Source organism: Anaerolineaceae bacterium oral taxon 439, from assembly GCA_001717545.1.
In the GTDB taxonomy this organism is placed as follows: domain Bacteria; phylum Chloroflexota; class Anaerolineae; order Anaerolineales; family Anaerolineaceae; genus Flexilinea.
Window position 1 is genome coordinate 2896290 of record CP017039.1, and the last position, 22799, is coordinate 2919088.

General features: G+C 49.3%; 20 protein-coding genes and 1 pseudogene. 3 read left to right on the forward strand and 18 right to left on the reverse strand.

The features are described 5' to 3' along the window. Positions 1-154 precede the first annotated feature (154 nt). From BEQ56_12850 to BEQ56_12900, 11 genes are all read right to left on the reverse strand, one after another. Entirely contained in the window at positions 155-1249 is a 1095-nt protein-coding gene (locus BEQ56_12850) for a hypothetical protein (protein ID AOH44275.1), read from the reverse strand. Positions 1250-1270: 21 nt separating this feature from the next. After that, positions 1271-2242 (reverse strand): hydrolase, encoded by a 972-nt coding sequence (locus BEQ56_12855; protein ID AOH44276.1) that lies wholly within the window; start codon positions 2240-2242, stop codon positions 1271-1273. Next, positions 2239-3171, reverse strand: a complete 933-nt coding sequence (locus tag BEQ56_12860; protein AOH44277.1) for a uridine phosphorylase — start codon at positions 3169-3171, stop codon at positions 2239-2241. The genes BEQ56_12855 and BEQ56_12860 overlap by 4 nt, the downstream gene beginning before the upstream one ends. Then, complete coding sequence (locus BEQ56_12865) at positions 3158-4084, reverse strand: hypothetical protein (GenBank protein AOH44278.1); 927 nt, start codon at positions 4082-4084, stop codon at positions 3158-3160. Before BEQ56_12865 ends, BEQ56_12860 begins: the two co-directional genes overlap by 14 nt. Next, positions 4081-6177 carry an ADP-ribosylglycohydrolase gene (locus BEQ56_12870; GenBank protein ID AOH44279.1) on the reverse strand — a complete coding sequence of 699 codons (2097 nt, stop codon included), beginning with the start codon at positions 6175-6177 and terminating at the stop codon, positions 4081-4083. Before BEQ56_12870 ends, BEQ56_12865 begins: the two co-directional genes overlap by 4 nt. Before the next feature lie 11 nt (positions 6178-6188). Continuing rightward, entirely contained in the window at positions 6189-8297 is a 2109-nt protein-coding gene (locus BEQ56_12875) for an ADP-ribosylglycohydrolase (protein AOH44280.1), read from the reverse strand. 2 nt (positions 8298-8299) lie between these two features. Further along, a complete protein-coding gene (locus tag BEQ56_12880; protein ID AOH44281.1) occupies positions 8300-9142 on the reverse strand; it encodes a sugar ABC transporter permease in 843 nt (280 codons plus the stop codon). A 10-nt stretch (positions 9143-9152) separates the two neighbouring features. Next, positions 9153-10019 (reverse strand): sugar-binding protein, encoded by an 867-nt coding sequence (locus BEQ56_12885; protein ID AOH44282.1) that lies wholly within the window; start codon positions 10017-10019, stop codon positions 9153-9155. A 150-nt stretch (positions 10020-10169) separates the two neighbouring features. Then, the gene (locus tag BEQ56_12890; protein ID AOH44283.1) at positions 10170-11507 is read right to left on the reverse strand and encodes an ABC transporter substrate-binding protein; all 1338 of its coding nucleotides are present in this window, start codon (positions 11505-11507) and stop codon (positions 10170-10172) included. 82 nt (positions 11508-11589) lie between these two features. Continuing rightward, positions 11590-11955 (reverse strand): secondary thiamine-phosphate synthase enzyme, encoded by a 366-nt coding sequence (locus BEQ56_12895; GenBank protein AOH44552.1) that lies wholly within the window; start codon positions 11953-11955, stop codon positions 11590-11592. Between the two features lie 53 nt (positions 11956-12008). Then, the gene (locus BEQ56_12900) at positions 12009-13139 is read right to left on the reverse strand and encodes a sugar isomerase (protein AOH44284.1); all 1131 of its coding nucleotides are present in this window, start codon (positions 13137-13139) and stop codon (positions 12009-12011) included. A gap of 196 nt (positions 13140-13335) precedes the next feature. Between BEQ56_12900 and BEQ56_12905 the strand changes: the two genes are divergently transcribed. Continuing rightward, complete coding sequence (locus tag BEQ56_12905; GenBank protein AOH44285.1) at positions 13336-14103, forward strand: hypothetical protein; 768 nt, start codon at positions 13336-13338, stop codon at positions 14101-14103. Between the two features lie 19 nt (positions 14104-14122). Here BEQ56_12905 and BEQ56_12910 read toward each other — a convergent pair whose 3' ends face one another. The 4 genes from BEQ56_12910 to BEQ56_12925 are packed head-to-tail and all read right to left on the reverse strand — an operon-like array spanning position 14123 to position 17187. Further along, positions 14123-14722, reverse strand: a complete 600-nt coding sequence (locus BEQ56_12910; protein AOH44286.1) for a nicotinate (nicotinamide) nucleotide adenylyltransferase — start codon at positions 14720-14722, stop codon at positions 14123-14125. Between the two features lie 5 nt (positions 14723-14727). After that, a complete protein-coding gene (locus BEQ56_12915) occupies positions 14728-15993 on the reverse strand; it encodes a GTPase ObgE (protein AOH44287.1) in 1266 nt (421 codons plus the stop codon). Between the two features lie 9 nt (positions 15994-16002). Further along, positions 16003-16620: a 16S rRNA (guanine(966)-N(2))-methyltransferase RsmD gene (locus BEQ56_12920; GenBank protein ID AOH44288.1), complete on the reverse strand. Its 618-nt coding sequence runs from the start codon at positions 16618-16620 to the stop codon at positions 16003-16005. Between the two features lie 9 nt (positions 16621-16629). Next, positions 16630-17187 carry a hypothetical protein gene (locus BEQ56_12925; protein ID AOH44289.1) on the reverse strand — a complete coding sequence of 186 codons (558 nt, stop codon included), beginning with the start codon at positions 17185-17187 and terminating at the stop codon, positions 16630-16632. Between the two features lie 117 nt (positions 17188-17304). Between BEQ56_12925 and BEQ56_12930 the strand changes: the two are divergent. Continuing rightward, a pseudogene (locus BEQ56_12930) lies at positions 17305-18734 on the forward strand (ATP-dependent DNA helicase RecG). A 133-nt stretch (positions 18735-18867) separates the two neighbouring features. Here BEQ56_12930 and BEQ56_12935 read toward each other — a convergent pair. The 3 genes from BEQ56_12935 to BEQ56_12945 are packed head-to-tail and all read right to left on the reverse strand — an operon-like array spanning position 18868 to position 22114. Then, complete coding sequence (locus BEQ56_12935) at positions 18868-19839, reverse strand: NAD-dependent dehydratase (GenBank protein ID AOH44290.1); 972 nt, start codon at positions 19837-19839, stop codon at positions 18868-18870. 29 nt (positions 19840-19868) lie between these two features. Continuing rightward, positions 19869-21512, reverse strand: a complete 1644-nt coding sequence (locus tag BEQ56_12940; GenBank protein AOH44291.1) for a hypothetical protein — start codon at positions 21510-21512, stop codon at positions 19869-19871. 14 nt (positions 21513-21526) lie between these two features. Continuing rightward, positions 21527-22114 carry a hypothetical protein gene (locus tag BEQ56_12945; GenBank protein ID AOH44292.1) on the reverse strand — a complete coding sequence of 196 codons (588 nt, stop codon included), beginning with the start codon at positions 22112-22114 and terminating at the stop codon, positions 21527-21529. A 75-nt stretch (positions 22115-22189) separates the two neighbouring features. Between BEQ56_12945 and BEQ56_12950 the strand changes: the two genes are divergently transcribed. Continuing rightward, positions 22190-22750 carry an SMC-Scp complex subunit ScpB gene (locus BEQ56_12950; protein ID AOH44293.1) on the forward strand — a complete coding sequence of 187 codons (561 nt, stop codon included), beginning with the start codon at positions 22190-22192 and terminating at the stop codon, positions 22748-22750. Positions 22751-22799: the final 49 nt, after the last annotated feature.

Sequence of the window (22799 nt, forward strand, 5' to 3'; positions counted from 1 at the left end):
ATGAAAAGCATCCTTACCGGTATAAACGCCATGCCTCTATCCGCGCCGCGACGCAGTCCCGGACGTAATACCGGTAATGCCGTCCGGCGCGAACGCGCGCACGGATCTCCGTCGACGATATTTCCAGCAGCGGCGCATCGACAGGACGCCCGAATTATCCGAAATAATCCTCTGCGACTTTAGATATTATTGAATCAAACGTTCCTTCGAATATTTTCATAGATGAAGCGAACATAAGATTGATCGGATAATTAAAATTTTCCACATTGCATCCGCAAACATCACGAAACCCATTCGCAGATCCATAATTTGGGATTCGCTCGCGCATGATTCTTGTATCGTCCATATATGCATACAGCTTCTTTCCAAGTTGATACGCCATTCCGCATTCAAAAGAGGTATCGCTCTCCGTTTCCCACGCATGAAACATATTAAGATTCGCAATAATCAAATCACAATTTCGAACATGCCGTTGGTTATGATCAAAAATATTGTAAGCTCGTACATATGGATCGTCCGAATGAATCCTTTGAATACCAGCCGCGTCGTCAACCGGCGTTATCGCGTCAAAGCCATACCGGTTACAAAGCTTCTTCATACATTCGTATCGAATGATATCATCCGCCTCATACCGCTCCGACCCGCTAAGATACGCAATCGGCTTCCTGCTTTTGGGCAACGACATCTCTTCTTTCGCAACATCAGGGATCGTCCGATCTCTCAATACAGATAGTTTTCGCTCTTCTTCAATGTCTGTCAGCATTGCATCCAGACAAACATTAAAATCGCCTTGAATTATTTTCGTCGATCCGATTACATTCGGAGAAAATGGAAGATCCTGATACGGTAAAATTCGTCCTTTTCGATCATAAATAACACCGTCCCTTAATTCCCATCCATAATATTTCCAAATCATGGGCCTTTTATCACGCGTATATCCATAGCAGCGAATCCCACGGGCATACGCCATGCCGATCTCATAGACGCTTCCCCCATCAACCTCCGGGCCGCGAAAAAATTCCAAATCGCAGATAATTGCCGTTGATCGATTCAGGCTATTTGCGCAATTCATGAATATAGCGTCAGCGTTCTTCGTTAAATTATCTTGATCCCAAACAAATTTATGATCATTCGGGAGTGAGACTTCGCATCCGAATGATTCTGCACGCCGACGCATCGCTTCTAAAATCTGATCGCCGCCACGGTAAAAACATTCCGGGCCGGCTATATATATACATTCTTTATTCATAGGAACAGTCTCCGCGAAACCCTATTGCAGGACAAGTTCGATTAACAATCGCAAAAAGCGCGTATAATCAACTTCCATGCCAATCTCAATTTCAGGTAATTGATTCCAGACATGATGATGGCGCCGATCAACTACCGTCATGCCCAAAGAGAGAACTCCTTTCGTTTCGATCCCAACTCTGGCTTTCATTGTTTTTACGAATGTTGGATCGATCGCATAACCAATAGCCAGACAATCGATAATCGTGCAATAAGCGTCAAATCCGCGACCCGTTACAAACTGGATCGCGTTGTACAGGAAACGCGCTTCCTTTCGATTACTTTCCTTCAACATATTCAGCTGCGCTTCGGTAAAATTCACGTCAAAATGAGTCGCTACGTCTAAACCCAACGCGACCAATTTCACACCGGACCTGTAAACAATATCCGCAGCCTCCGGATCGACATATACATTCCACTCGCTTTGGGGAGTATCACCAGTAGCGTTTTTAAACGCATATTCATTAAGGCCAAACATTCCAGAAATAGCAATGACCGCAGGAATCAATCTGACAATTTCGGGCGCCTTGATCAAGGCTAACGCTAAATTCGTCATTGGACCGGTACAAAGTATATATACCTCTCCGGGATATCGCTTCACAGTTTGGATAATTAAATCGACCGCATGCAGTTTAGACACGCCTGAAGCAGGCTCTGGCAGAAAATTTTCAGCCTGTCCATCGATACCGTGCGTAAATGGATCTTTCGGAACTGGACGAATCATTGGCTTACCCATTCCGCGTGCGACCGGGATATCGCTACGAGCAATCATCTCTAAAGTTTTCAAAGCATTCTTCGAAGTTGTTTCGATTGAATAATTCCCATTCACAGTCGTCACAGCCAGCAATTCGAGCTTCCGTGATTTCGCGGCCATCACGATCGCCATCGAATCATCCATACCAGGATCACAATCCAAAATTACTTTTTTAGCAATATTTTTTGAATCATCATTCATATCAAATTGCCTCTCTCTTTTGTCAATTCCGGATACCAATATCTTTTTGAAGCCTTCTCATAATCCATTTGATGCAAAACCGCACAACCTTCTAAAACAAGGTCGATTGCATTTAAATGACCACAGCCAGCCTCGAATTTTTTTCCGGTAATCATATTGTCCGCAACAGAACAAACCGATCCGCCTCGAAAACCGAATAAGTTCGCTAACGTGACAATCGCGGCGGATTCACGATCCCCATTCAGCACGCCGGCACGATTATAGATCCCAGGCATTTGAACGTTCCAAGGCTGTAAATAACCGCCGACGCCGGGACGGCCGCAGCCGACAAAGTCGCTCGATACGCTAAGCGTTATACCCACATGATACGAACATTTAAGTTCTTCTGCCGCTCGTACCATCGCTAAAACAACTTCATAATTGCAAACCGCCGGAAAAGATTGCGGAATATATGAACTTGTCATACCGTCTTCCCGAACGACACCACTGCTGATTACGATATCGCCGGGATTAACATCGTCGCCCATGCCCCCGGAACCTCCGACTCGAATATATGTTGTCGCAGCCGAATACTCCATATAGTCATAAAGCAGCAGCTCCGCTTCAGCAGCCCCGCTTCCCCCGCTGACGACAGTTATCCTTGCCCCCTTATAAGTTCCGCTATAACTTGTAAACATTCCCGATAATCCAATCCGTTCGCTTTTTTCAAGCTTCTCAGCAATCAGTTTCGCAGGATCGCATCCATAACTGCAGAGCGGATCGCGGACAGTTACCAAAACATATTCACCTACCTTCTGCGGATCGATCTGCGTCATGGCAGGACGGTTATCAATAAGTAAGCCGCGCTGCGGGATATTACGGTTATATCGATAATCTCTAACGATATCGCGGATTGACTCTTTCCGACGAATTTGCTCACTTTTTAACATACTTCCACTCCTGATCGCTCAGAATCTCATTCATCAGTTCCTTTGCGCGCATTCTGCATGCCGAATCAATTCGCGGAGGAACGCCGAATTGTTCAATGCAAATAGCTGCAGAAACATTAGCCATTGCACCGATTCTCTCCAACGAAAGATTTTTGCAGAATCCGATAAAAGCTCCGCCGGTAGAGCTATTTCCTCCTCCGGTAGGGTCAACGACATTGATATTCCTACAGCTTGGGATGAAACAACATTGCCCATTCGAAATAACGTAACTTCCCATTTTCCCATCTCTCAGAAAACCGGAACAGCAAAAAGTCTCCAAGAAAAAACTGATCGTCTCTTGAACGGAATCCGCCCCAGAAAGCCTCGCCATCTCAGTGCGATTAATAGAAAAAATGTCTTCCGGAGAAAGGGCCATACGTATTCGATCAAGGTTCTCTTCTTTCGCAGCATCCGAACTGATTTCCCACATGATCCGAAATCCATATCGTTTTTTAAGATCTCGGATCTGATCCCAAAACGAAGGTCTTGCATTTTGAAAAATATAAACGCCCTCCACACCTGAAAGAAACGGGATTAAATCTCTCGGCTGAGGCTCCAGTTTTCGAAAATGTTCGCGCCCATAAAGCGAAATCTCCAATCGATCATCATCAGTTTTATATCGGATCATATTCCGAGGCGAATGCGGATCGAGAACGGATAATCCTTCGGTTGAAATTTGATTCCGTTTGTACCAGGAACCGAAAGCCGACAGATAATCCGCTCCGACGCCAGACACGATCCCGACCGCATCGGTCCAAATCTTCATGCCTGAAAGAGCGTATACGCCGGCTCCGCCTGAAACGTCATTTACGATCTTCCCACCGGGTTCAAAGATTGAATCCCATTGGACTATTGACATAACTATATATTTCATTCGCTGACGCCTTCGGATTCTACGGAAAAGCCGTCAGCCGTCATCGTGCCGCGCTCAACAAGGAATCCGGCGCCGCCTTTTGAATATTGATCGTCCTGAACCGACAGGATCATCGTTCCGTCAATTTCAGCCTGAATCAGATTCCCCGCAACGCGGAGACAAACGCTGTATAATCTATCTTCCACATAATCAAAATTTGCGGCAGCAATACAGCGGATCTCGTCGTTCCGGCGGCAGATAATCTTGATTTTTGAATATTCACTGAAGACAAGCGCGTAATACATTCGGTGCCCTGTGCTTCGTGCAACGAGACCGCCATTTTGATGCAGACTAAAACAGAGCCGGCTTGATACTACATAATCGCACCAATCCTCGGTCCCGATCGTCACGACACCGTTTCCTTCAGGATGCGAAACGCAATAGGTATATTTAAAATCAGCGGCAAAATATTTAGCGCTTGACGCCCATGATTGGAGCCAAGACGGATTTGTATTCCAAATTGAACTCATCAGCATTCCACTCTGCCGAAAAAACTGCGGCGAGCCATTCCAATCTAACCGCAGCAGAGAGATCTCACCATTAAACCGTTCGAACGATGAGACCCTGAAACCAAGTCGAAAAATCGGCATTCCTTCTGTCGAAGGGACCTTCCATGAGAAAAGATTGAGCCCGTTTTTGATATGTTTCGCCTCGCCGATAATTCTGCTGACAACATTTTCTCTGTTGTAATAAAGAACGTATGGCGCAATCTTCAGCTCCTGGGAATCAAGATATAACATCTCCCATAGGATCGTTTGCGTTTCGTAAAGCGTCGGGGACGCGACCGTAGAAAAATTCAGAGCAATTTCCGAAAGATCAAGCCATGTCGGCGTTGAAAAATCCGCATTAACCGAACCTCCCACCGAATAACAACAAATATCCAGCTTTCCGCCATCAGAATTAATCAACCGAAGCGGTACGTTAGGAGCGTCGTTATAAGGACAAACGGAAAAGCCTTGAAGAGCGCCGGGATAGTCAAAAGAGAATCGTTCTGTCCGTGGATTAAATGGCTTGTCGAAAAGCTTTGCCATCGCGATGCATATTTTTTTTGTTTGAATAACCGCGTCAGAAATAACCGACCCGCCATCCGAGCTGATAACCAACATCCGATCTGCAACTGGAGTTCTGAAATCAGATTTTTTATCGATTCCTTCCAAGCCGAGGCGAATCCCGTTCAGGCATCCTACGTTCCCTGCGTTACAGTCAGTATCCCATGCCGCCGACGCCGCGATTTGAATTGACCGTTCAAAATTATCGCCAGCTAAAAGTAAAGAGGCTAAAACCATCGCATGATTCGGAACGATATGACAACACCCGGGATAAACGTCATAACCATATTTTTCGTCGATCTTAGCGCGCGCCTGACGCCAGTCCGTTACGGCGCCGCAAATCGTTCGGATATCGTCAATGAGATACAAAAGGGTTTTATCCGAAACATATCGCATCCCAAGGTCAAACAGCTTTTCAAGACATTTCTCTTCAAACGCCATCGACTCCATTGCACCTAAGTAGCAAGCTGCATCCAACGCGATACCGTCATGACTCACTGACGCAGCTTTTCGAACCAAATCAACCGCTTTTTCAGGATCGCTCGGGCAGGCCATCGCAATTGCGTCCATAAAAATCTGCGCGCCGATCTGTTCCGCCAGAGTTCGCCCATTTACGTCAATCGAACCGCTTTCAGGCGCCTGAACACCTCGTTTCAGATTGAGATATGCCGTATGTTCGGTCGATCGGCCTGGTCCTCCCCACCAGAGGATCGTTTTATCTTCAATAATATAATTCAGCCATGCATTTCCAAAATCCGCCGCAGTCAGATAATTCTCTGAATTCGTATCCGCAATCGCACGAAAGAAACTGAACGTCCCGGATATATCGTCGTCCGCGACGATTAACGGAACGTTACATTCCTGATGCTTATAATATGAAATCTCGCCGAATTCATCGATTATTCTTTGATAGGGCCAACCCTCGACCGGTCTGCCAAGATAAACGCCGATAATTTTCCCTAAAACGCCGGCATAGACTGTTTCTTCATATTTTCGAATATCCATCGTTTTCCTTTCTATAATTTTTCGATTAGAAAACCCTCCGCCAGAATTGCGCCAGACGCAACAATAAAACCGGCCCCGCCACGGGCATAACTTCCGTCTTCACATGTAAGGAGATCGACGCTGTCAATCATGAACCTAAGACAGCTTTCCCGGACCTCAAAACGAAGAAGGTGAGTCGAGTCAGTCGCGCAATTGAATGGAATTGAAACGATCGGGTTTAAAATTTCATCTTTGCGAATCGCAATCATCGCCACACCATTTTTAATTATGGCAGCATAATATCGTCGATGCCCTTTCGCACGGGCAACAATACCGGCGCCCTCATTTTGCGAAAAGGTAATCCTTGATTCAACCGCATAATCTTTCCAATCCATCGTTCCGGTTGTAACAACGCCGTTTTCTTTAGGATGAGAAATAGAAAAAGTCGTCGCGAAATCAGGGAAGAATTGCTCCGCTGAGCTCATAAACGTTTTTAACCACATCGTTTCAGTTGTCCAGGGCGTCAAGTCGGGGCTCAGTTCGATCGAACGGCCCAAGCGATACGCAATCGGCGCATCACCCCAATCCACAGAAATCAGATGCAGCTCGCCATCCAAACGATTTGAACTTGTAAGCTCAACACCAAATCGAAAAATAGCCTGGCTATTAAGTTTCGGAACGACCCAATCAAACTCATTCCTGCCATGAAGAATTGGGTATTGGGGGCTGAAATTATTCTCAACGGCTCCGTCACAGCTCAGATATTCAACAAAAAAACGCAGTTGAGGATTCGCACACTGATCAGAACGAATCACAACATGTATCTTTTGTGTCGGATAGAGCGTTGGAGAGGACAAAACTTCAAAATAACTCGTCCCATCCCGGCCTGACGATTTTTGACCAGGAAACGTTTCAACAGAGTACGCCGCGCTAACGCCCCTCGCTAAATTTGAGTAATGCAGAACCAAGCCCTGCTTCCCGTCTTCATTCGCCAAGCGCCCATGAGCCGGATTCATCAAACAGCTCGGATGAACACCCCAGCCCTGAAATGATCCGGGAAATTCGAAAACAAACCTTTCTTCCGGTTGGGCTACCACTTCATCCCGGAGCCTCGCCGCGGCCTTGAAAATCTTACGCGATTCAAGAACTGCGTCCGAAACGCAGCTACCGCCATCAGACGTAACCACATAAAGACGATCCGCCACAATCGAACGCAAATCTGCGCCGGCATTGATTCCGTGTAAGCCCAACCGAATACCATTCAAACATCCAACATTCCCGGCGTTGCAATCCGTATCCCAGCCAGCGCTGCACGCAATAGATATCGACTTTTGAAAATCATCCCGCCCATATCGCAGCGCCATCAACATGACCAGATGATTTGTAACAATTGGGCAGCTTCCCGAATATTTATCATACCCATGAACATCAGCGATCCAGTCCCGAACCTTTCGCCAATCATCCTGTTTCTCACACAGTTCACAGACATCTTGAATTAAATTTAACAACGTTGAATTTTTCACATATCGCAGCGAATCGTTCATTAAACGATCGATATTGGATTCTGAAAAAGCTGACGATTCCATCGCAGCCCAGTAACAAGCCGCATCGATCGCTACCCCATCATGGCTGACGCTCGCAGCTTCCCGCGCCATCCTTACAGCGCTTTCAGCATCATCTGGATTTACCAACGCCCAGGAGTCGATAAAAATCTGAGCGCCGATTTGTTCGGCAATACTCCGCCCATTCCGCGCAATCGAACCGCTTTCAGGAGGCCTGATTCCGTTCAATAATCGTAAATAGGCCGTATGCTCCGTGGAACGTCCTAATCCGCCCCACCAAAGAATCGTTTTATTTTTGATAATATAATTCAACCAACCGTTGCCAATTTGTGCTGCTGAAATATCGCGCGAATATCCGTTGTCCTCTAAAGCTCGATAAAAAGCGAATGTCCCGGAGATATCGTCGTCAGGAACAATCAATGGCACGCCGATTTCAAAATTTTTATAATAATCAACATCTCCAAAAGTCCGGCAAATCTTTTCGTAAGACCAACCCTCGATCGGTCGCCCTAAATAGACGCCGATAATTTTTCCGAGAACGCCGGCATATATTTTCTCTTTATATCGTTCAATCGCCATACTTATCCTTTGACCGAACCCGAGACTAAACCGTCAATAAAATATTTCTGAACACTTATGAAAAAAAGAATGACCGGAACAATCATAATAACCGCCCCCGCCATCATGATTCCCTGATCCGACGTATATGTTCCGTTCATCGAAAGAAAGCCCAAAGTCGCTGTGAAATTTTTCTGACCTTGGAGAAAAGTAGACGTAATCATAAACTCGTTCCACGCTTGAAGTCCAACGATTACGGACACAGTAATCAATCCCGGAGAAACGATCGGGCGCATAATATTCCAAAGGACCTGCTTCGTTGAGGCACCATCAATTCTCGCCGCTTCTTCCAATTCTTTTGGCACATTTAAAAAATACGTCCGCATCAAAAACACAGCTAACGGCATATTAATCGCTGCAAGAATAAAACTGACGGCAAAAATATTCCCCAACAGCTTCAGCTTAGCGTAGATAAAATAAAGCGGAAACAGAAAAAGCTGAAGCGGGATCGTCATCGCAACCATGAAATAAAGCGTGATCAGGTTTGATCGCTTCACACGTTTACCAGCCAGCACATAGCCAGCCAAAGTTGCAGCGATAAGAACGATCAGAATCGTCGATCCGGAAAGCAGGATGCTATTGATGAAACCGCGCCCAAACTTACCCGTCTTCCATGCAGTAGTAAAGTTTGTCCAATTTAAAAACGACGGAAGCGCCAACGGATTACGCGTAATCTCAGCATGGCTTTTGAAACTATTCGTCAATACCAGAAACAAAGGGGCAACTGCTGTTAAAGCAAAACAAACCAAGACAATATAAATAAATATTTTAGAAAGCGACTGTGATACCCGATAATCAGGTGTCATAAAAACCTCTTTAACTAAGCGTTTCAGTCCGACTCGCCCGAACATAGAAAACAGCGGCAACAAAGCCAAAGAAACTCATAAATAAACCAACGGCAGACGCCTTCCCAACTTGCAGCGCGCTGAATGCAAAAGAATAAGCGTACGTACTGAGCATTTCTGTCATATGTGCAGGCCCGCCATTCGTCAGCAGATAGATATAGTCAAAGGTCAGAAATGAATTAATCGTTATCATAATAAACATGAGAAGAAAAGTAGGAAAAATATTAGGAAAATACACATATTGAAACATGTGCCAACCGCCGCAGCCTTCCACCTTTGCAGCTTCAATTTGTTCCTCCGGCGTCTGCCTGAGCGCGGCGAAATATACGACGGTCAGAAATCCCCAAAAATGCCAGATATCGACAGCGGCAACACCAATCAACGCTGTTTTTAAATTTGAAAGAGGAGAAGCTATTGACCAACCGATTGATTTTAAATAACCAAATATACCAGAGCGTGGATTATAAATAATATTCAGCCAAAGCATCGCGTTGGTAACTGGCGCGAGTACATATGGGAACAAATACATCAGTTGAAAAGCGGTTCGCCCTTTTTTTATTTGAAACAGGAAAACGGAAGTAATCAACCCGATCAACACCGGAATCGTCAAAAATAATAACGTCCATTTTATATTATTCGTCATTGAACGCCAAAAATATTTATCGGCAAACAACTCTTGAAAATTTCTAAATCCGATGAAATTCAACTCCGGTTTAATACCGTTCCAATCCGTCAGCGAAACAACGACCGTCAAAATTCCGGGGATTAGCACAACAAATAAACTAATCAATAATGCAGGGGCTATCAGCAACTTATCAATCCATGTATTTGTCTTCATATCGAATTCTCTCCTTCAGAAGATAAAAAGCGAGAAAAAGATTCTGCTCCCTGATTGGAACGAATAACGAAATCAGGTAAGATTCCTGTTATTCGTTCCAATTTCTAAAAGTTAATCGGCTTCGTTAAATAATTTACAGATCAACAGAACTTATTGCTGCGCCGGCTCTGGGATCGGAGGAACCAGACCCTTTTCAAACTCAACCTGAAACTCTTTATCAACTCTATCAAGAAATTCGCTCACTGTCGCTTCGCCGTACCATACAGTTTCGATATCTATGAACTGAGTTTGGGTTGCGGCCGGGAAGAAAACATTTGTATAATACCCGAAATTACCGTTATTAATCGCGTCCGAAACGGACCGAACCGCTTCAGTAAAGGATTTGGAAAGCGGCCCCATATTGCTCGTATCAACAGCAGAAAGGTCTTTCAACGGAACGCCCCAATATCCCGGCCAGGCCTCTGTCATTTTCTGCATAAATTCTGGAGTCATCATCATATCCAAAATCGCAGCAGCAGCGTCTTTATGTTCTGAATTCGCGTTAATTGAAAGGGTGCAGGCTACTCCCAACGTATACAATGGATACGGAACGTCTTTTTCGCCGGCAGGGAACGGCGCGAACCCTAAATCTTCAGCCTTATCATCAACAAAGAAAGAAGCCGCCCACTGGAAACCAATGCTTGGGCCAAAGAAAAACGGAGATTTCCCATCCGCCAATAGCTGAATTGATTCGCTGAAATTCAGGTTTATATAATCCTCGCCCCCAAGATATCCTTTATTGAACCACTCCGCAGATTTTTCAATCGCGCTGGCAATACGAGGATTGTTCCATTTTTCTTTCCCGGTCAAGGAATTGTAAACCGCGCGGGGACCGGCAAAATGCGTCAGGAACAAAGATGAATAATTTTCGTTGACCGGTTTCCACCCCTTATTTCCGGTAACAGACGCGTACATTCCTTTATCAATAGCTTCATCCATGACCGTTATTAATTCGTCGATCGTAGTCGGGACCTCCCAACCGTTTTCTGCCAGGACCTTTTTGTTATAGAAGATACCCATTGTACTGACAGAATTCCCCAGACTATATAATACGCCGTTGACCGTCCCGGAATCATATAACGGAGAAAGAATTCGATCTTTCCATCCGTATTTTTCCGAATACGTGTCCAACGGAGCTAAAGCGCCGGCGTCCGCTAACGGCATGACAAATGCAGGCCCTGAACCATAAACAATGTCCGGCCCTTCCCCGGCGGCAAGCGCGACATTAATATCGTTATCAACTGTATTGCGATATTCAATAATCAATTCGTATTCATCCTGCGACGCGTTATATGTGTCAGCAAGAATCGTATTCAGTGCTTCCTGCGAATAAGGCTCCGCGCCCCAAAACCATAAACTGATTTGTTGTTTTTCCGCATGAACGGGGAATGCGGCGAATAAGACCACGAACGACAATATTAATACAGATAACATATGGCTTTTCTTCATTTTTCTGCTCCTTTTTATCTTTTTGCATCAGGCTTGGTTGATCTGCTGAGACAAAATTCAGCGAAATCCGAACAACTTTCGATTAATCAGAAAAAACTTTTACATAAACCTCCCGCTTCCTTGGCCCGTCAAACTCCAGAAAATAAATCCCCTGGGAATGCCCGAGCAGCAACTTTCCTCCCTCAACCATAAGAGATAAAGAAACGCCTATTAAAGACGATTTAACATGCCCGGCAGCATCCTGCGGCGTATCATGCTGATGTTTAAAATCAATTCGAGTTGGAATCAAACGACAAATTTCATCTTGAATATCCTCCAAACCGTTAGGGTCCCAAAAAGATGTAATCGTTATGCCGCCTGTCGTATGCGGCGTATAGACAAGACAAACGCCTGACTCAACCTGACTCTCTGCAACAATCTTGTTTACATCTTCAGTCAGTGAGATCATGGCTCGATTTCCGGTCTTAAATTCGATTTTTTTTCTGATTGCCATGGTTATCCTTATAAAAATATTTCGCTATTCTTTACGGCTCCGCCGCCTTCACAAAAAGACCACTTTCCTTCGCAGCCTCGTCCATCTTTTTCGCCAATCATCACGGCAATATATCCCATCAGCAAAGCAATCGGACAAAACTGGGTAAGCGGAGACATAAAAGAAAAAGAAGCCGATGGGATACAAATCTTTTCTATCTGCGAGCCTAACCCATCAAGGTCCCCATCCGTAATCAGAATACTCGGCCGACCAAGTTCAGCAATATGAGTCATCGTTTCTTTTGTTCTGCTCATCGCCGCGTTTTCTGAACCGGCGATAATTATCGTTCCGATTTGATTGACATCACGCATAAAAACATTCAAGTGCAGCCAATCTTCTGAATTCGCGCACATCGCAAATTTACCAGTTGCTTCAAAAACTTTAGCATGACCATACCATGCCGTTCCATAATCCGATCCGGAACCGATAAAATCGAAAGCCGGATAGCCCTTCCATTTTGCAGCGACCTGAAGACAATCCTGATCCATCTTCGGCAGCAGGCTGCGAAGTAAATTCGCCTGCGATCCAAAGTCGTTTCGATATACGTCTGCCATGTCCATCGTTATTTTTCCCCGTACCTCAGAAAAGCGAACCGCTAATAACAACAACGCCATCAGAGATACCAGATACGTTCGAACCCCTGACGCGCTTTCGAACGTCGGAATCGAAATTTTCATAATATAGTCAGAATTCTTTCCTAACAACGACTGTTCGTTTGCAGTAACCCCTAAAACCTTTGCTCCGAATTTATGAGCGCGTTGGACGGCCTCGCCAATCCGCGCAATCTGGCCGGAATTGCTAACCGCAATGACTAAAGAATTATTTGGATAAAAACCCAAGTGAATCTCCGAATAAAACCGACTTAGATCGATAGAAGGCACACACTCGGTGGGGATCCCCGCCACAGATTCAAACGCATATTTCGCAGCCATGCCGGCTGCCAATGAGTCGCCGCATCCGGTTAGAATAATCTTTTGAATCCTGAAAATTTCCGGCGTCGGCAATACTTTCCTGGCTCTGGCCTCTAAATCAAGATATTGACTCTCCATCAGGTCAGGCAGGCTAAGAACCTGTCGTCTCATCGCATTATCACATTCCATATCACATTCTCAATTCATCTTATTATATGGTTATCAGTATAACAAGATAAGTTAAAACGCTCAACATGCCAAAAGTCATATTCACAGGAGTTACATTCATCCCAAAGCCCGATGAAAAAAGAATTACTAATTTGACAAAAACTAAAAAAATCGTAAGATTTTGGTAGCAGGGACCTATTAGAAGCGGATTTTCATCATGCCATATATCAGACAGGACACCACATTAATCGATCGGGATTCGCCAATACCCGCCTACCAACAAATCGTAAGAAGCTTAACCAACCGCATCATCGACGGAGAATGGCAGCCGAACGATAAACTTCCGTCCGAAAACGATTTAGCAAGTGAATATGCCGTTAGTCGCATCACGCTACGTCAAGCCCTGAGCATCCTTGAATCCGATAAAATCATCAGAAAAGAACAGGGAAGAGGCGTCTTCGTTCAAAGAAATCCGGACTATGTCGTTCATAAGCTATTCTTTCCGACCGTGAATAACAATGGTAAAGCACTGCGCGAATCGGAAGTTCATTCAAAAGCGATCGATATATCGCTGACAGATGATGCCGACAATAAAATATTCAAAAAGCTAAAAATTCCAGCTGGCAGCGAACTTATTTTTTTACAGCGTCTTTTTACAAAGGGCGATAAAATAATCGGATTGAATCGCGCATGGTTCCCCGCCGAGAAAGTTCCGAACATGCAGAATTTACGTCTGATCAACAATAGCGTGTCTACGACGTTATTACAACGCTATCAAATCGAAGCAGTCAGAATTGAAAATTCGATCGAAGCGATAAAAATGGATGCGGTATTAGCGGCGACCGTTGAAGTTCCTTACGACTCTGCTGGATTAAAAATCAATTCAATTCATTTCGATAAAGAAAATTCTCCATTTGAATTCGCGTCAACGGTTTGGGTAGGGGAGCTGACAAAATTTCAATTAACAATGACGAAAGACAGCTGATCTCCACGTTGGCACATCCTTACCGGTATAAACGCCATTCCTCTATCCGCGCCGCGACGCAGTCCCGGACGTAATACCGGTAATGCCGTCCGGCGCGAACGCGCGCACGGATCTCCGTCGACGATATTTCCAGCAGCGGCGCGTCGACAGGAAGGAGCTTTTCAGCCAGCGCCGGAAAACGGGCGAAAAGCGCATCTGTCTCCGACCGCTCCCCAGGCCGCGCCATGACCCCCAGCCCGTCGATCGCCGCAACGATCCGATCCGGCTCATACCACCCGAATAAATCGTTCAGCGAATCCTGCCCGATCAGGCAGAACAGCTCGTCGCCGGAATATTTCGCCCGCAGGATCTCCAACGTATCGGCGGTATAATGCGGCCCCGGGCGTTCGTTCTCGATCGTCGAGACCTCGAAACGCGGCTCACCGGAAATCGCCGCGCGGACCAGCTCCGTCCGCTGCTGAAACGGCGTCGTCGCCCGATCGGCTTTATGCGGCGGGAGCGGCGCAGCCATCCAGAGAACCGTATCCAGCGCCAGCTGATCCGCGGCCTCCGCCGCCAGGATCATATGCCCCAGATGCGGCGGGTCAAACGTCCCGCCGAAAACCCCGACTCGCGCCATCCGCCCTAATCAACCCATTCCAATTCAAACGCGTCGCCGATCATGACCGTATCGCCGTTCTCAACCCCCGCCCTGCGGAGCGCATCCTCGATTCCCAGCGCCGCCAGCAGGTTCTGGAAACGACGGACCGATCCGCTATGTTCCCAGTAGGTCATCTTCGCCGCGCGTTCGATCGAAACCCCGCGGACGACCCAGTCGCCGTCCTGATCGCGCGAAATTTCAAACCTGCGCGGATCCTCCTTCGGAACGTACAGCGGCAGCGCCTCCGGCTCGATTTCTTCCGGAACCGACAGCGCCAGCTCATGCAGCCGCCAGAGAACGGCGCGGACGTTTTCGCCCGCCGCCGCCGAAATCGCGGCCGGCTCGTACCCGCGCGCCTCCAGCTCCGCTTTCAGCTCGTCCCATCGCTCGCGCACCTCCGGAAGATCCATCTTATTCACCGCAACCAGCATCGGCTTTTCCGCCAGCCTGTCGTCAAACAGCGCCATTTCCTGATTAATCTGGTCCAAATCCGCGATCGGGTCCTCCGCCGTCCCGTCGAGCAGGTGCAGCAGGACTTTCGTCCGCTGAATATGGCGCAAAAACGAATCGCCTAATCCAACGCCTGAATGCGCCCCCTCGATCAGCCCGGGAATATCCGATAAAACGAGCGACGTATCTGAATCCAGCTCTGCGACGCCCAGATTCGGTTCAATCGTCGTAAACGGATAATCGGCGATCTTCGGCTTCGCGTTCGTAACCGCCGCCAGGAACGACGATTTCCCGGCGTTCGGAACGCCGACAATCCCGACGTCCGCGATCAGCTTAAGCTCCAGCTTCAAACGCCGCTCTTCGCAGGGCGCGCCGCGTTCCGCCGTGCGCGGGACCTGATGCGCCGCGGAAACGAAATGCGTATTGCCGCGGCCGCCGCGGCCGCCTTTGGCGACGACGAGCTCCTGCCCGTCCTGAACCAGATCGCCAAGCAGCTCGTCCGTATCGGCGTCCCGCACGATCGTCCCAGCCGGGACCAGCAGGATCTTCGGCTGCGCCGTTCGACCGGTCATGTTATTCTTGCCGCCGTTTTCTCCGTCCGCGGCGAAAAACCTCCGAACGTGCCGATACGGCGTCAGCGTGTTCAGCTTCCGGTCGGCTTTCAGCACGACGTCGCCCCCATGCCCGCCGTCGCCGCCGTCAGGCCCCCCGCGCGCGACGAATTTTTCGCGATGAAAATGCATCATCCCGTCGCCGCCCTTTCCCGAACGGACAAAAATCTCAGTCTCGTCTACAAACATGATCCACCGTTACCCTTCCGACGCGGACGGACCGGCGTCCGTTCCCTCGCCCTCCGCTTCCGACAGGACGCCCTTCCGGCAAAAAAACATCAGCAGCGTCGAACCGTATTTCCGCTCGTCAAACCGTTCAAAGCAGTTCAACGCCAGCTCTTCCCGCTCGACCGGGTGAATTTGAACGATAATCCAACCGTCGTCGCTCAGCCAGGCGTCGTTATCGTCAAGGATCCGCATCGCCCGCTGCCACATCTGCTGATACTGCGGCGGGGCGATATAAATATACTCGAACGAACGGTCCGGAATCGAGCGGAGATAGCTGAACGCGTCCCCCTGGATAACCTTCGCCTTTTCCTCCGCCCGCGTCAGCCGGACGTTCTCCTGAAGCGTCGCCTGAGCGGCGCGGTTCGCCTCGCAGAAGCGCACGACCGACGCGCCGCGGCTCGCGGCCTCCAGACCGATCGACCCCGTCCCGCCGAAGACATCGAAAAACGCCGTATCGACGATATCGCCGCCGATGATATTAAAAACCGCCTCCTTGACGCGGTCGGTCACCGGGCGGGTGCTGTCCCCCGGGACCGGTTTCAAAATCATGCCTTTCGCGCCGCCGCTGATAATCCTCGGATTGCTCATGCGCACCGTCTACTTAACGTCGTTATACGTCCAGAATCGATTCGCCAGAAAATTCCAGATCAGAACGATCACAATCGCGATCACCAGCGTCAGGTTATGCCCCACGGTTTCCGCGCGGATCGGGAACCCGGACGGAACGACCGCCGCGCTGAGCCGCAGGATCGGCGTCTCGATCGTCAGGAAAAGCAGGTAACGGATCCCCAGCCCAACCAGGCTGACCAGGACGAATTGAACGAGCTTCTGCGCCAGCGGCTTTTCCCGGGAATCCGGGTACGCCCAGAAATGGTTCCAGAGGAAATTCGATAAAACCGCAACGATAAAGGAAACCGTACTCGCCGCGCGTGAATTCATCGCCAGAAAGCGCATGCAGAGGTTCATGACGCCAAAGTCGACAACCGCGCCGATCACCCCCACCGTACAGAACTTCAGGAACCGGTTTCGCTCAACCGGATTTCTCACAAAATCAATCATGCTCCACTGCGACCTGTCTTTTCTTTTTATTCCGGTGTAAATTGTAACAGACCGAATCAACGTTGGCGGAAGATTCCCGATAATTTTCAAACGCATCCGGTCCGCGCGCCTGAAAAACAATCAGGGAATCTGACGCAAGTTGTTTGCCGACAAATCCAGGCTTTGATAAACTTAAAACACAAAAGAAATCGTTTAAAACAGGAAGGAGGCAATTTGAGGTATTCAATCGAAGAGCTTCAACATAAAAAAGAAGAGCAGATTTTCGAAAGGAATGACGAATCACATCGTTGCATTCGCTAATGCAGATGGCGGTACTTTAGGAATCGGAATTGAAGATGACGGAACAATAACCGGGATTGATAATTTCACAGAAAGGATTAATGAAATTTATCGCATCCCCTTTTTGTATACCATCCATTCCGGTAACGACAGAAAAAGTTGGATGTATCGACAAGGACGGAAAGAAAAATCATATCTTGATACTCACCATCCCTGCGAGTCCGGATCTCCACACAAACCATCAGGACGATGCCTACTACCGTATGGGAGATAAATCTCATAAACTATCTTTCTCAGAACGAATGCAGATGCTTTATGCAAAAGGAAGCAGGTATTACGAAGATGAGCCGGCCACTGACGCGAGCATTATCGACATAGATATGGATTTCGTATCAGAACACACGAAAAGAATCGGATATACCAAGTCTCCCGAAGATTACATACGCAACAACCACAATTTCATCATCACAAAATATGGACGCAAAGACGTAAGCAATGCAGCCATTCTCTTGTTCGGAAAAAACCCTCAGCTCTTTTTCCCAAGAGCGCGCGTTCGCTTTATCCGGTATCAAGGAAAAGAAGCCAAAGTCGGATCAGAGATGAACGTAATTAAAGATATTCATTTTAATGGCCGCATATTAAACATGCTGCAGGATTCGATTAATTTTGTTCAGACTCAAATCAAGGAACATACATATCTTGGAGAGCAAGGATTATTCGTCACAGAGCAGGAATATCCCGATTTTTGTTGGAAGGAATTAATCATCAACGCAATTGCGCATCGAGATTACAGTATAAAAGGAACGGATATCCAAATCAAGATGTTCGATAACCATTTTCTGGTTGAGAGCCCTGGAAGTCTGCCCGGGATGGTCCGATTGGATAATATTCGTGAGAAACATTTCTCACGAAATCCAAAGATCGCACAATTTCTTCATGAATGCGAATATGTCAGAGAATTTGGAGAAGGAATAGATCGGATTTATCTGGAAATGAACAGATCATGTTTACCCGAACCTGAATTCAGAGCCGACCGATTTACGGTATTCGCAACGCTTAGAAATAATGAATTCGCCAATCATCCGGCATCCGAACAAACGAAGCTTTTCAAAAGAGGCGAAATAAACGGCGAAATAAACGGCGAAATAAATCAGGCGCCAGAGCTTGAGAAGCTGACCGAAAATGAAATAAAAATCTATAATACGCTCAAGCGCTCTCCTCGCTCGTCCAGATCAGAGCTCATTAGCATAACAAAAATAGCGCCAAGAACCTTAGACCGAACCATAAAAAAAATGATTGAAAAAGGAATTATAGCCCGTATCGGATCAAAAAAGACCGGGTACTGGGACATCGTCATTAATTAAAGACGCCGATTCATCCAACTGTTTTCTTCTGCGACCTGTCTCATTTTATTCCGCTGTGAATTGTAACCGACGGAAATTTCGGCTCCGCGTTCCTTTCGGGAAAGAAACCAGCGTCTTCAGGAGCGCACCGCATTCACTCCCAACCTGATTGCGATCGCATCGCCGCTTCGAAATACGGAATCGTCCGCAGCAATCCCTCCCGCAGCGCGACCTTCGGCTCCCAGCCCAGAATCTCCCGCGCGCGGGTAATATCCGGACGGCGGTTCTGCGGATCGCCGCTGACGCGAAGGTCAGGCTTCATGACGATCCCCGCCGGATTCCCGGTCAGCTCATTAATCACCTCCGCCAGCTCGATCATCGTATTCTCGACCGGATTCCCGACGTTGACCGGTTCATGCTCCTCCGACATTAACAGGCGGATAAAGCCCTCGACCGTATCCGACACGAAGCAGAAGCTGCGCGTCTGCAAACCGTCGCCGTAAACCGTCAGCGGCTCTCTGCGGAGCGCCTGCTGAATAAAATTCGGAACGACGCGCCCGTCGTCCAGCCGCATCCGCGTCCCATACGTATTAAAAATACGGACGATCCGCGTATCTAACCCATGGTACCGATGATAAGCCATCGTCAACGCCTCGGAAAATCGTTTCGCCTCGTCGTAAACCGAGCGGATCCCGACCGGGTTGACGTTCCCGTTATAATCTTCGGGCTGCGGATGGACCATGGGTTTCCCGTAAATCTCCGACGTCGACGCCATGAAAAACCGCGCGTTATTCGCCTTGGCGACGCCGAGCGCGTTATGCGTCCCGATCGACCCGACTTTCATCGTCTGAATCGGCAGGTTGGTATATCCGTATGGCGAGAGCGGATTCGGGCTGGCCGGCGACGCAAGGTGCATCACCGCGTCCAGCTTCCCCGGAACGAAGATATAATTTGAAACGTCGTGCCGGATGAACGAAAACCTTTCGTTCGACGCCAGATGCGCGAGGTTCGCGGGGTTCCCGGTAATAAAATTATCCATTCCGACAACTTCGTGCCCCTCCTGAAGGAGCCGATCGCATAAATGGCTGCCTAAAAAACCCGCTGCGCCCGTCACTAAAATTCGCATCAATCTTCCTCCGCCGTTCCTTCCGAACGCTATTCCCAGATTATTTTATCAATCGTCCGGTCGATTGTAATCTGATTATAAATCCCGGTAAACGGGTTCACCAGCCAAATATTACCATCATGCAGGAAAGCGAGCCAGGTCTCGCTCCGGTTATCGCTGGGGGCCCAGGCGAGCCGCTGCGGCTCGACGCCGATCGCGCCTTCGGACGGATAAACGACGCGCGCGTTCGTCCCGTCTAAATCCGCGACCGCAATCCGGTACCGGCTTGTTTCCGACTGAAGCGGGTTAACCGCCGTCAGGTAGGCGAGCGAATACGTCTGGTCCGAAAACCGCGGCGATATCGCCGGCCCGCTGAAAAGCCCGGTCCGCGAAATCAGCGGCCCCGCCGCGCCCGTTTCGAAATCGTACCGCCCCAGATTGAAATCGCTCGGATCGAACGTCCGGCGCGCACCGCCGATATCGCCCTGATACGTAAAAACGAGCGTCGCGCCGTCGTCCGAAAGACTGACGCCGGGAAGCCAGGCCCAATCGGAGCGGGAAACGCCGTATGGCTGAACGCGGATCAGCGCGGCCGATTCGCCGCTGAGCCGGTCGATCCGGTCGATCCGATCGCCATGAACCGCGATAACGAGACGCCCATCGGCGGAAACCTCGTACGTCGTCCCCCAGCGGTCCGCCGCCAGTCCCGATCCGGCCGCGTCCGCCTCCTGCGCCGGGACCGCGACGTCGTCCGCGAGGATCATGCCGGTATCGCTGACCGTTCTGAGCTGCAGGTCGTTATTCGCGCGCCAGCCCGGCGCTTCCTCCGTCGGGGTCACCGTCGAATACAGGACGCGCAGATTCTCTCCCGGGAGCCATTCGGCGAAATGTACCACGTTTTCAATCCGCAGCGAAATCGGCTCGTTCGTCCAGTTTTCAACATCCATCATCCAAAGCGAATTGATTTCCTCGCCCCGGCCTTCACGGCTGAAAAGGAGCCGCCGCCCGTTTTCGGATAAATCGAGGATCCGCCCGTCCGCGTCGCCGCCGGTATACAGCGGGATCCGCGTCCCCGTCGTCTCGGTCATCATCCATAAATTCCCGTTCGACAGGTAAATCAGCTTTCCGGGAATCCGAATCGGCGCTAAATCCGATTTCACCCCGACCATCAGGATTTCCGGAGCGGACGCTTCGAGAATAACGCGGCCGACGACCGATTCCGAACGAAAAACGTCGTCGGCGTAAATCTTTCGTTTCGTGACCCGCGCAGCGCCGTTTCGCCCGTACTGGAGAATATACGTCTCGCCCTCCGCGACCGCTTCGCTGCGGATGATCTGACTCTCGAACGGAATCGTCTCGTCCGCCGTCGTTTCCTCGCTGCGAATGATCGTGATATGAACCGTCGTATCCTCGTTAACGAGCCGGTTCAGGCCCGGTTCGAACTCATCCTCCGGCTCGGTGGGAACGCCGATCGCCCGAACCGCCTCGCGAACGGTCAGCCCGCTCGGAACGCGTCCTTCGACGAGCCGCTCCCCGCGTTCGACGCGAAGCCGGATCGTTTCCTCCGGCACCGCGGGGAAACATCCGGCCATCGTCAGCGCAATCAGAGCAGCGCCCAGCCTTAACAACAAAGCTCCGGCCCGTTCGGGCCGAAACTTTGCCGGCAGGCGAAAAAGAACGCCTCCGCCGCGCATCGCGATCGCGCTCCTTACCTGCGCGTCCCTTCGATAATAACGCCGTCTTCCGTCGTCTCGATCTTCGTCAGCGCGACGTTATTCTGGATCAGGTTCACCCCATACATATTGAAATAATTCGCGATCGCCAGGTTGACGTCCGAAATCGGGATGCTGATAATCGGAACGTCGAGATCGAGAAGTTCGAACGAAGGCTGGCCATTTTCCAGCGTCAGCGCGCCCGCGGCCTTAACCGTCAGCTTGAGGAAGCCGTATCCGGCTTTGACCGAAAGATGCACGTTGCTTTCCCCGTCCCGAAACGGCGTGAAATCGATTTTCGGATCGGAAACCGATAAATCGACCTGAACGTACGATCGAATCAGCGCTTTAATCTCCGACTCGTACTTCCTGAGCGCCTCCGCCGCGGCCTGATTCAGCGTTTCTTCCGGGAACGTATATGAAAACGGAGAGCCGCCCGGGAGCGCCTCGAACTGCTGAACCGTCTGAATAAGGATGTCCATCGCGGGGGTCGCCGACTGCGCCGCCGCGCCCGGGACGGCCGCTCCCGCGAAAAGGAACGCCGCCGCTAAAAGAATCGGTAAAATCTGCTTAAACGTTTTCATGCGTCTGGTTTCTCCTATTATAATTAAGTAAGATTTTCATCATCGTATCTACCGAAAATCCTTCATCATTATAGCATGGCTGAAACGAAACGACTTATGACAGAAATAAATCTTACAAATCTTGAAGCAATCCTGTTCGCCGCCGCGCATCCGGTCCAGACCGCGCAGCTGGCGCTCGTTTTCGCGCTTCCGGTCGCCAGGGTCCGTGAGCTTATCGACCGCTACGCCGTATCGCTCGACGAAAACCGCCGCGGGCTTCGCCTTCTTCGCCAGGACGATACCGTCCAGCTCATGACCGCGCCGGAAACCGCTCCTGCGGTCGAAGCCTTCCTGGGGATCGAAGCGGCTCAGAAGCTGACCCGCGCGGCGATCGAAGTCCTGACAATCGTCGCCTATAAGCAGCCGATCACACGCCCCGGTATCGAAGCCATCCGCGGCGTCAACAGCGATTCCGTCGTCCGCTCGCTCCAGTCGCGCGGACTGATCGAAGAAGCCGGACGCGCCGACACGCCCGGCCGTCCGCTCCTCTACGCGACGACCGCCGAATTCCTGCGCTATTTCGGGCTGTCCTCCGTCGCGGACCTCCCGCCGTATGAGGTCATTATTGAAGATGAGATTAACGTGTTGAAAGAATAACCGCCGGTTTCACGTCGCCGGGGCCAATCCACGGATCGAACGCCGAACC

Bases quoted from the DNA above. Each gene is read 5' to 3' on its own strand.
- BEQ56_12850 (AOH44275.1), bottom strand. From the start codon at position 1,249: ATGAATAAAGAATGTATATATATAGCCGGCCCGGAATGTTTTTACCGT.
- BEQ56_12855 (AOH44276.1), bottom strand. From the start codon at position 2,242: ATGAATGATGATTCAAAAAATATTGCTAAAAAAGTAATTTTGGATTGT.
- BEQ56_12860 (AOH44277.1), bottom strand. From the start codon at position 3,171: ATGTTAAAAAGTGAGCAAATTCGTCGGAAAGAGTCAATCCGCGATATC.
- BEQ56_12865 (AOH44278.1), bottom strand. From the start codon at position 4,084: ATGAAATATATAGTTATGTCAATAGTCCAATGGGATTCAATCTTTGAA.
- BEQ56_12870 (AOH44279.1), bottom strand. From the start codon at position 6,177: ATGGATATTCGAAAATATGAAGAAACAGTCTATGCCGGCGTTTTAGGG.
- BEQ56_12875 (AOH44280.1), bottom strand. From the start codon at position 8,297: ATGGCGATTGAACGATATAAAGAGAAAATATATGCCGGCGTTCTCGGA.
- BEQ56_12880 (AOH44281.1), bottom strand. From the start codon at position 9,142: ATGACACCTGATTATCGGGTATCACAGTCGCTTTCTAAAATATTTATT.
- BEQ56_12885 (AOH44282.1), bottom strand. From the start codon at position 10,019: ATGAAGACAAATACATGGATTGATAAGTTGCTGATAGCCCCTGCATTA.
- BEQ56_12890 (AOH44283.1), bottom strand. From the start codon at position 11,507: ATGAAGAAAAGCCATATGTTATCTGTATTAATATTGTCGTTCGTGGTC.
- BEQ56_12895 (AOH44552.1), bottom strand. From the start codon at position 11,955: ATGATCTCACTGACTGAAGATGTAAACAAGATTGTTGCAGAGAGTCAG.
- BEQ56_12900 (AOH44284.1), bottom strand. From the start codon at position 13,139: ATGGAATGTGATAATGCGATGAGACGACAGGTTCTTAGCCTGCCTGAC.
- BEQ56_12905 (AOH44285.1), top strand. From the start codon at position 13,336: ATGCCATATATCAGACAGGACACCACATTAATCGATCGGGATTCGCCA.
- BEQ56_12910 (AOH44286.1), bottom strand. From the start codon at position 14,722: ATGGCGCGAGTCGGGGTTTTCGGCGGGACGTTTGACCCGCCGCATCTG.
- BEQ56_12915 (AOH44287.1), bottom strand. From the start codon at position 15,993: ATGTTTGTAGACGAGACTGAGATTTTTGTCCGTTCGGGAAAGGGCGGC.
- BEQ56_12920 (AOH44288.1), bottom strand. From the start codon at position 16,620: ATGAGCAATCCGAGGATTATCAGCGGCGGCGCGAAAGGCATGATTTTG.
- BEQ56_12925 (AOH44289.1), bottom strand. From the start codon at position 17,187: ATGCGTTTGAAAATTATCGGGAATCTTCCGCCAACGTTGATTCGGTCT.
- BEQ56_12935 (AOH44290.1), bottom strand. From the start codon at position 19,839: ATGCGAATTTTAGTGACGGGCGCAGCGGGTTTTTTAGGCAGCCATTTA.
- BEQ56_12940 (AOH44291.1), bottom strand. From the start codon at position 21,512: ATGCGCGGCGGAGGCGTTCTTTTTCGCCTGCCGGCAAAGTTTCGGCCC.
- BEQ56_12945 (AOH44292.1), bottom strand. From the start codon at position 22,114: ATGAAAACGTTTAAGCAGATTTTACCGATTCTTTTAGCGGCGGCGTTC.
- BEQ56_12950 (AOH44293.1), top strand. From the start codon at position 22,190: ATGGCTGAAACGAAACGACTTATGACAGAAATAAATCTTACAAATCTT.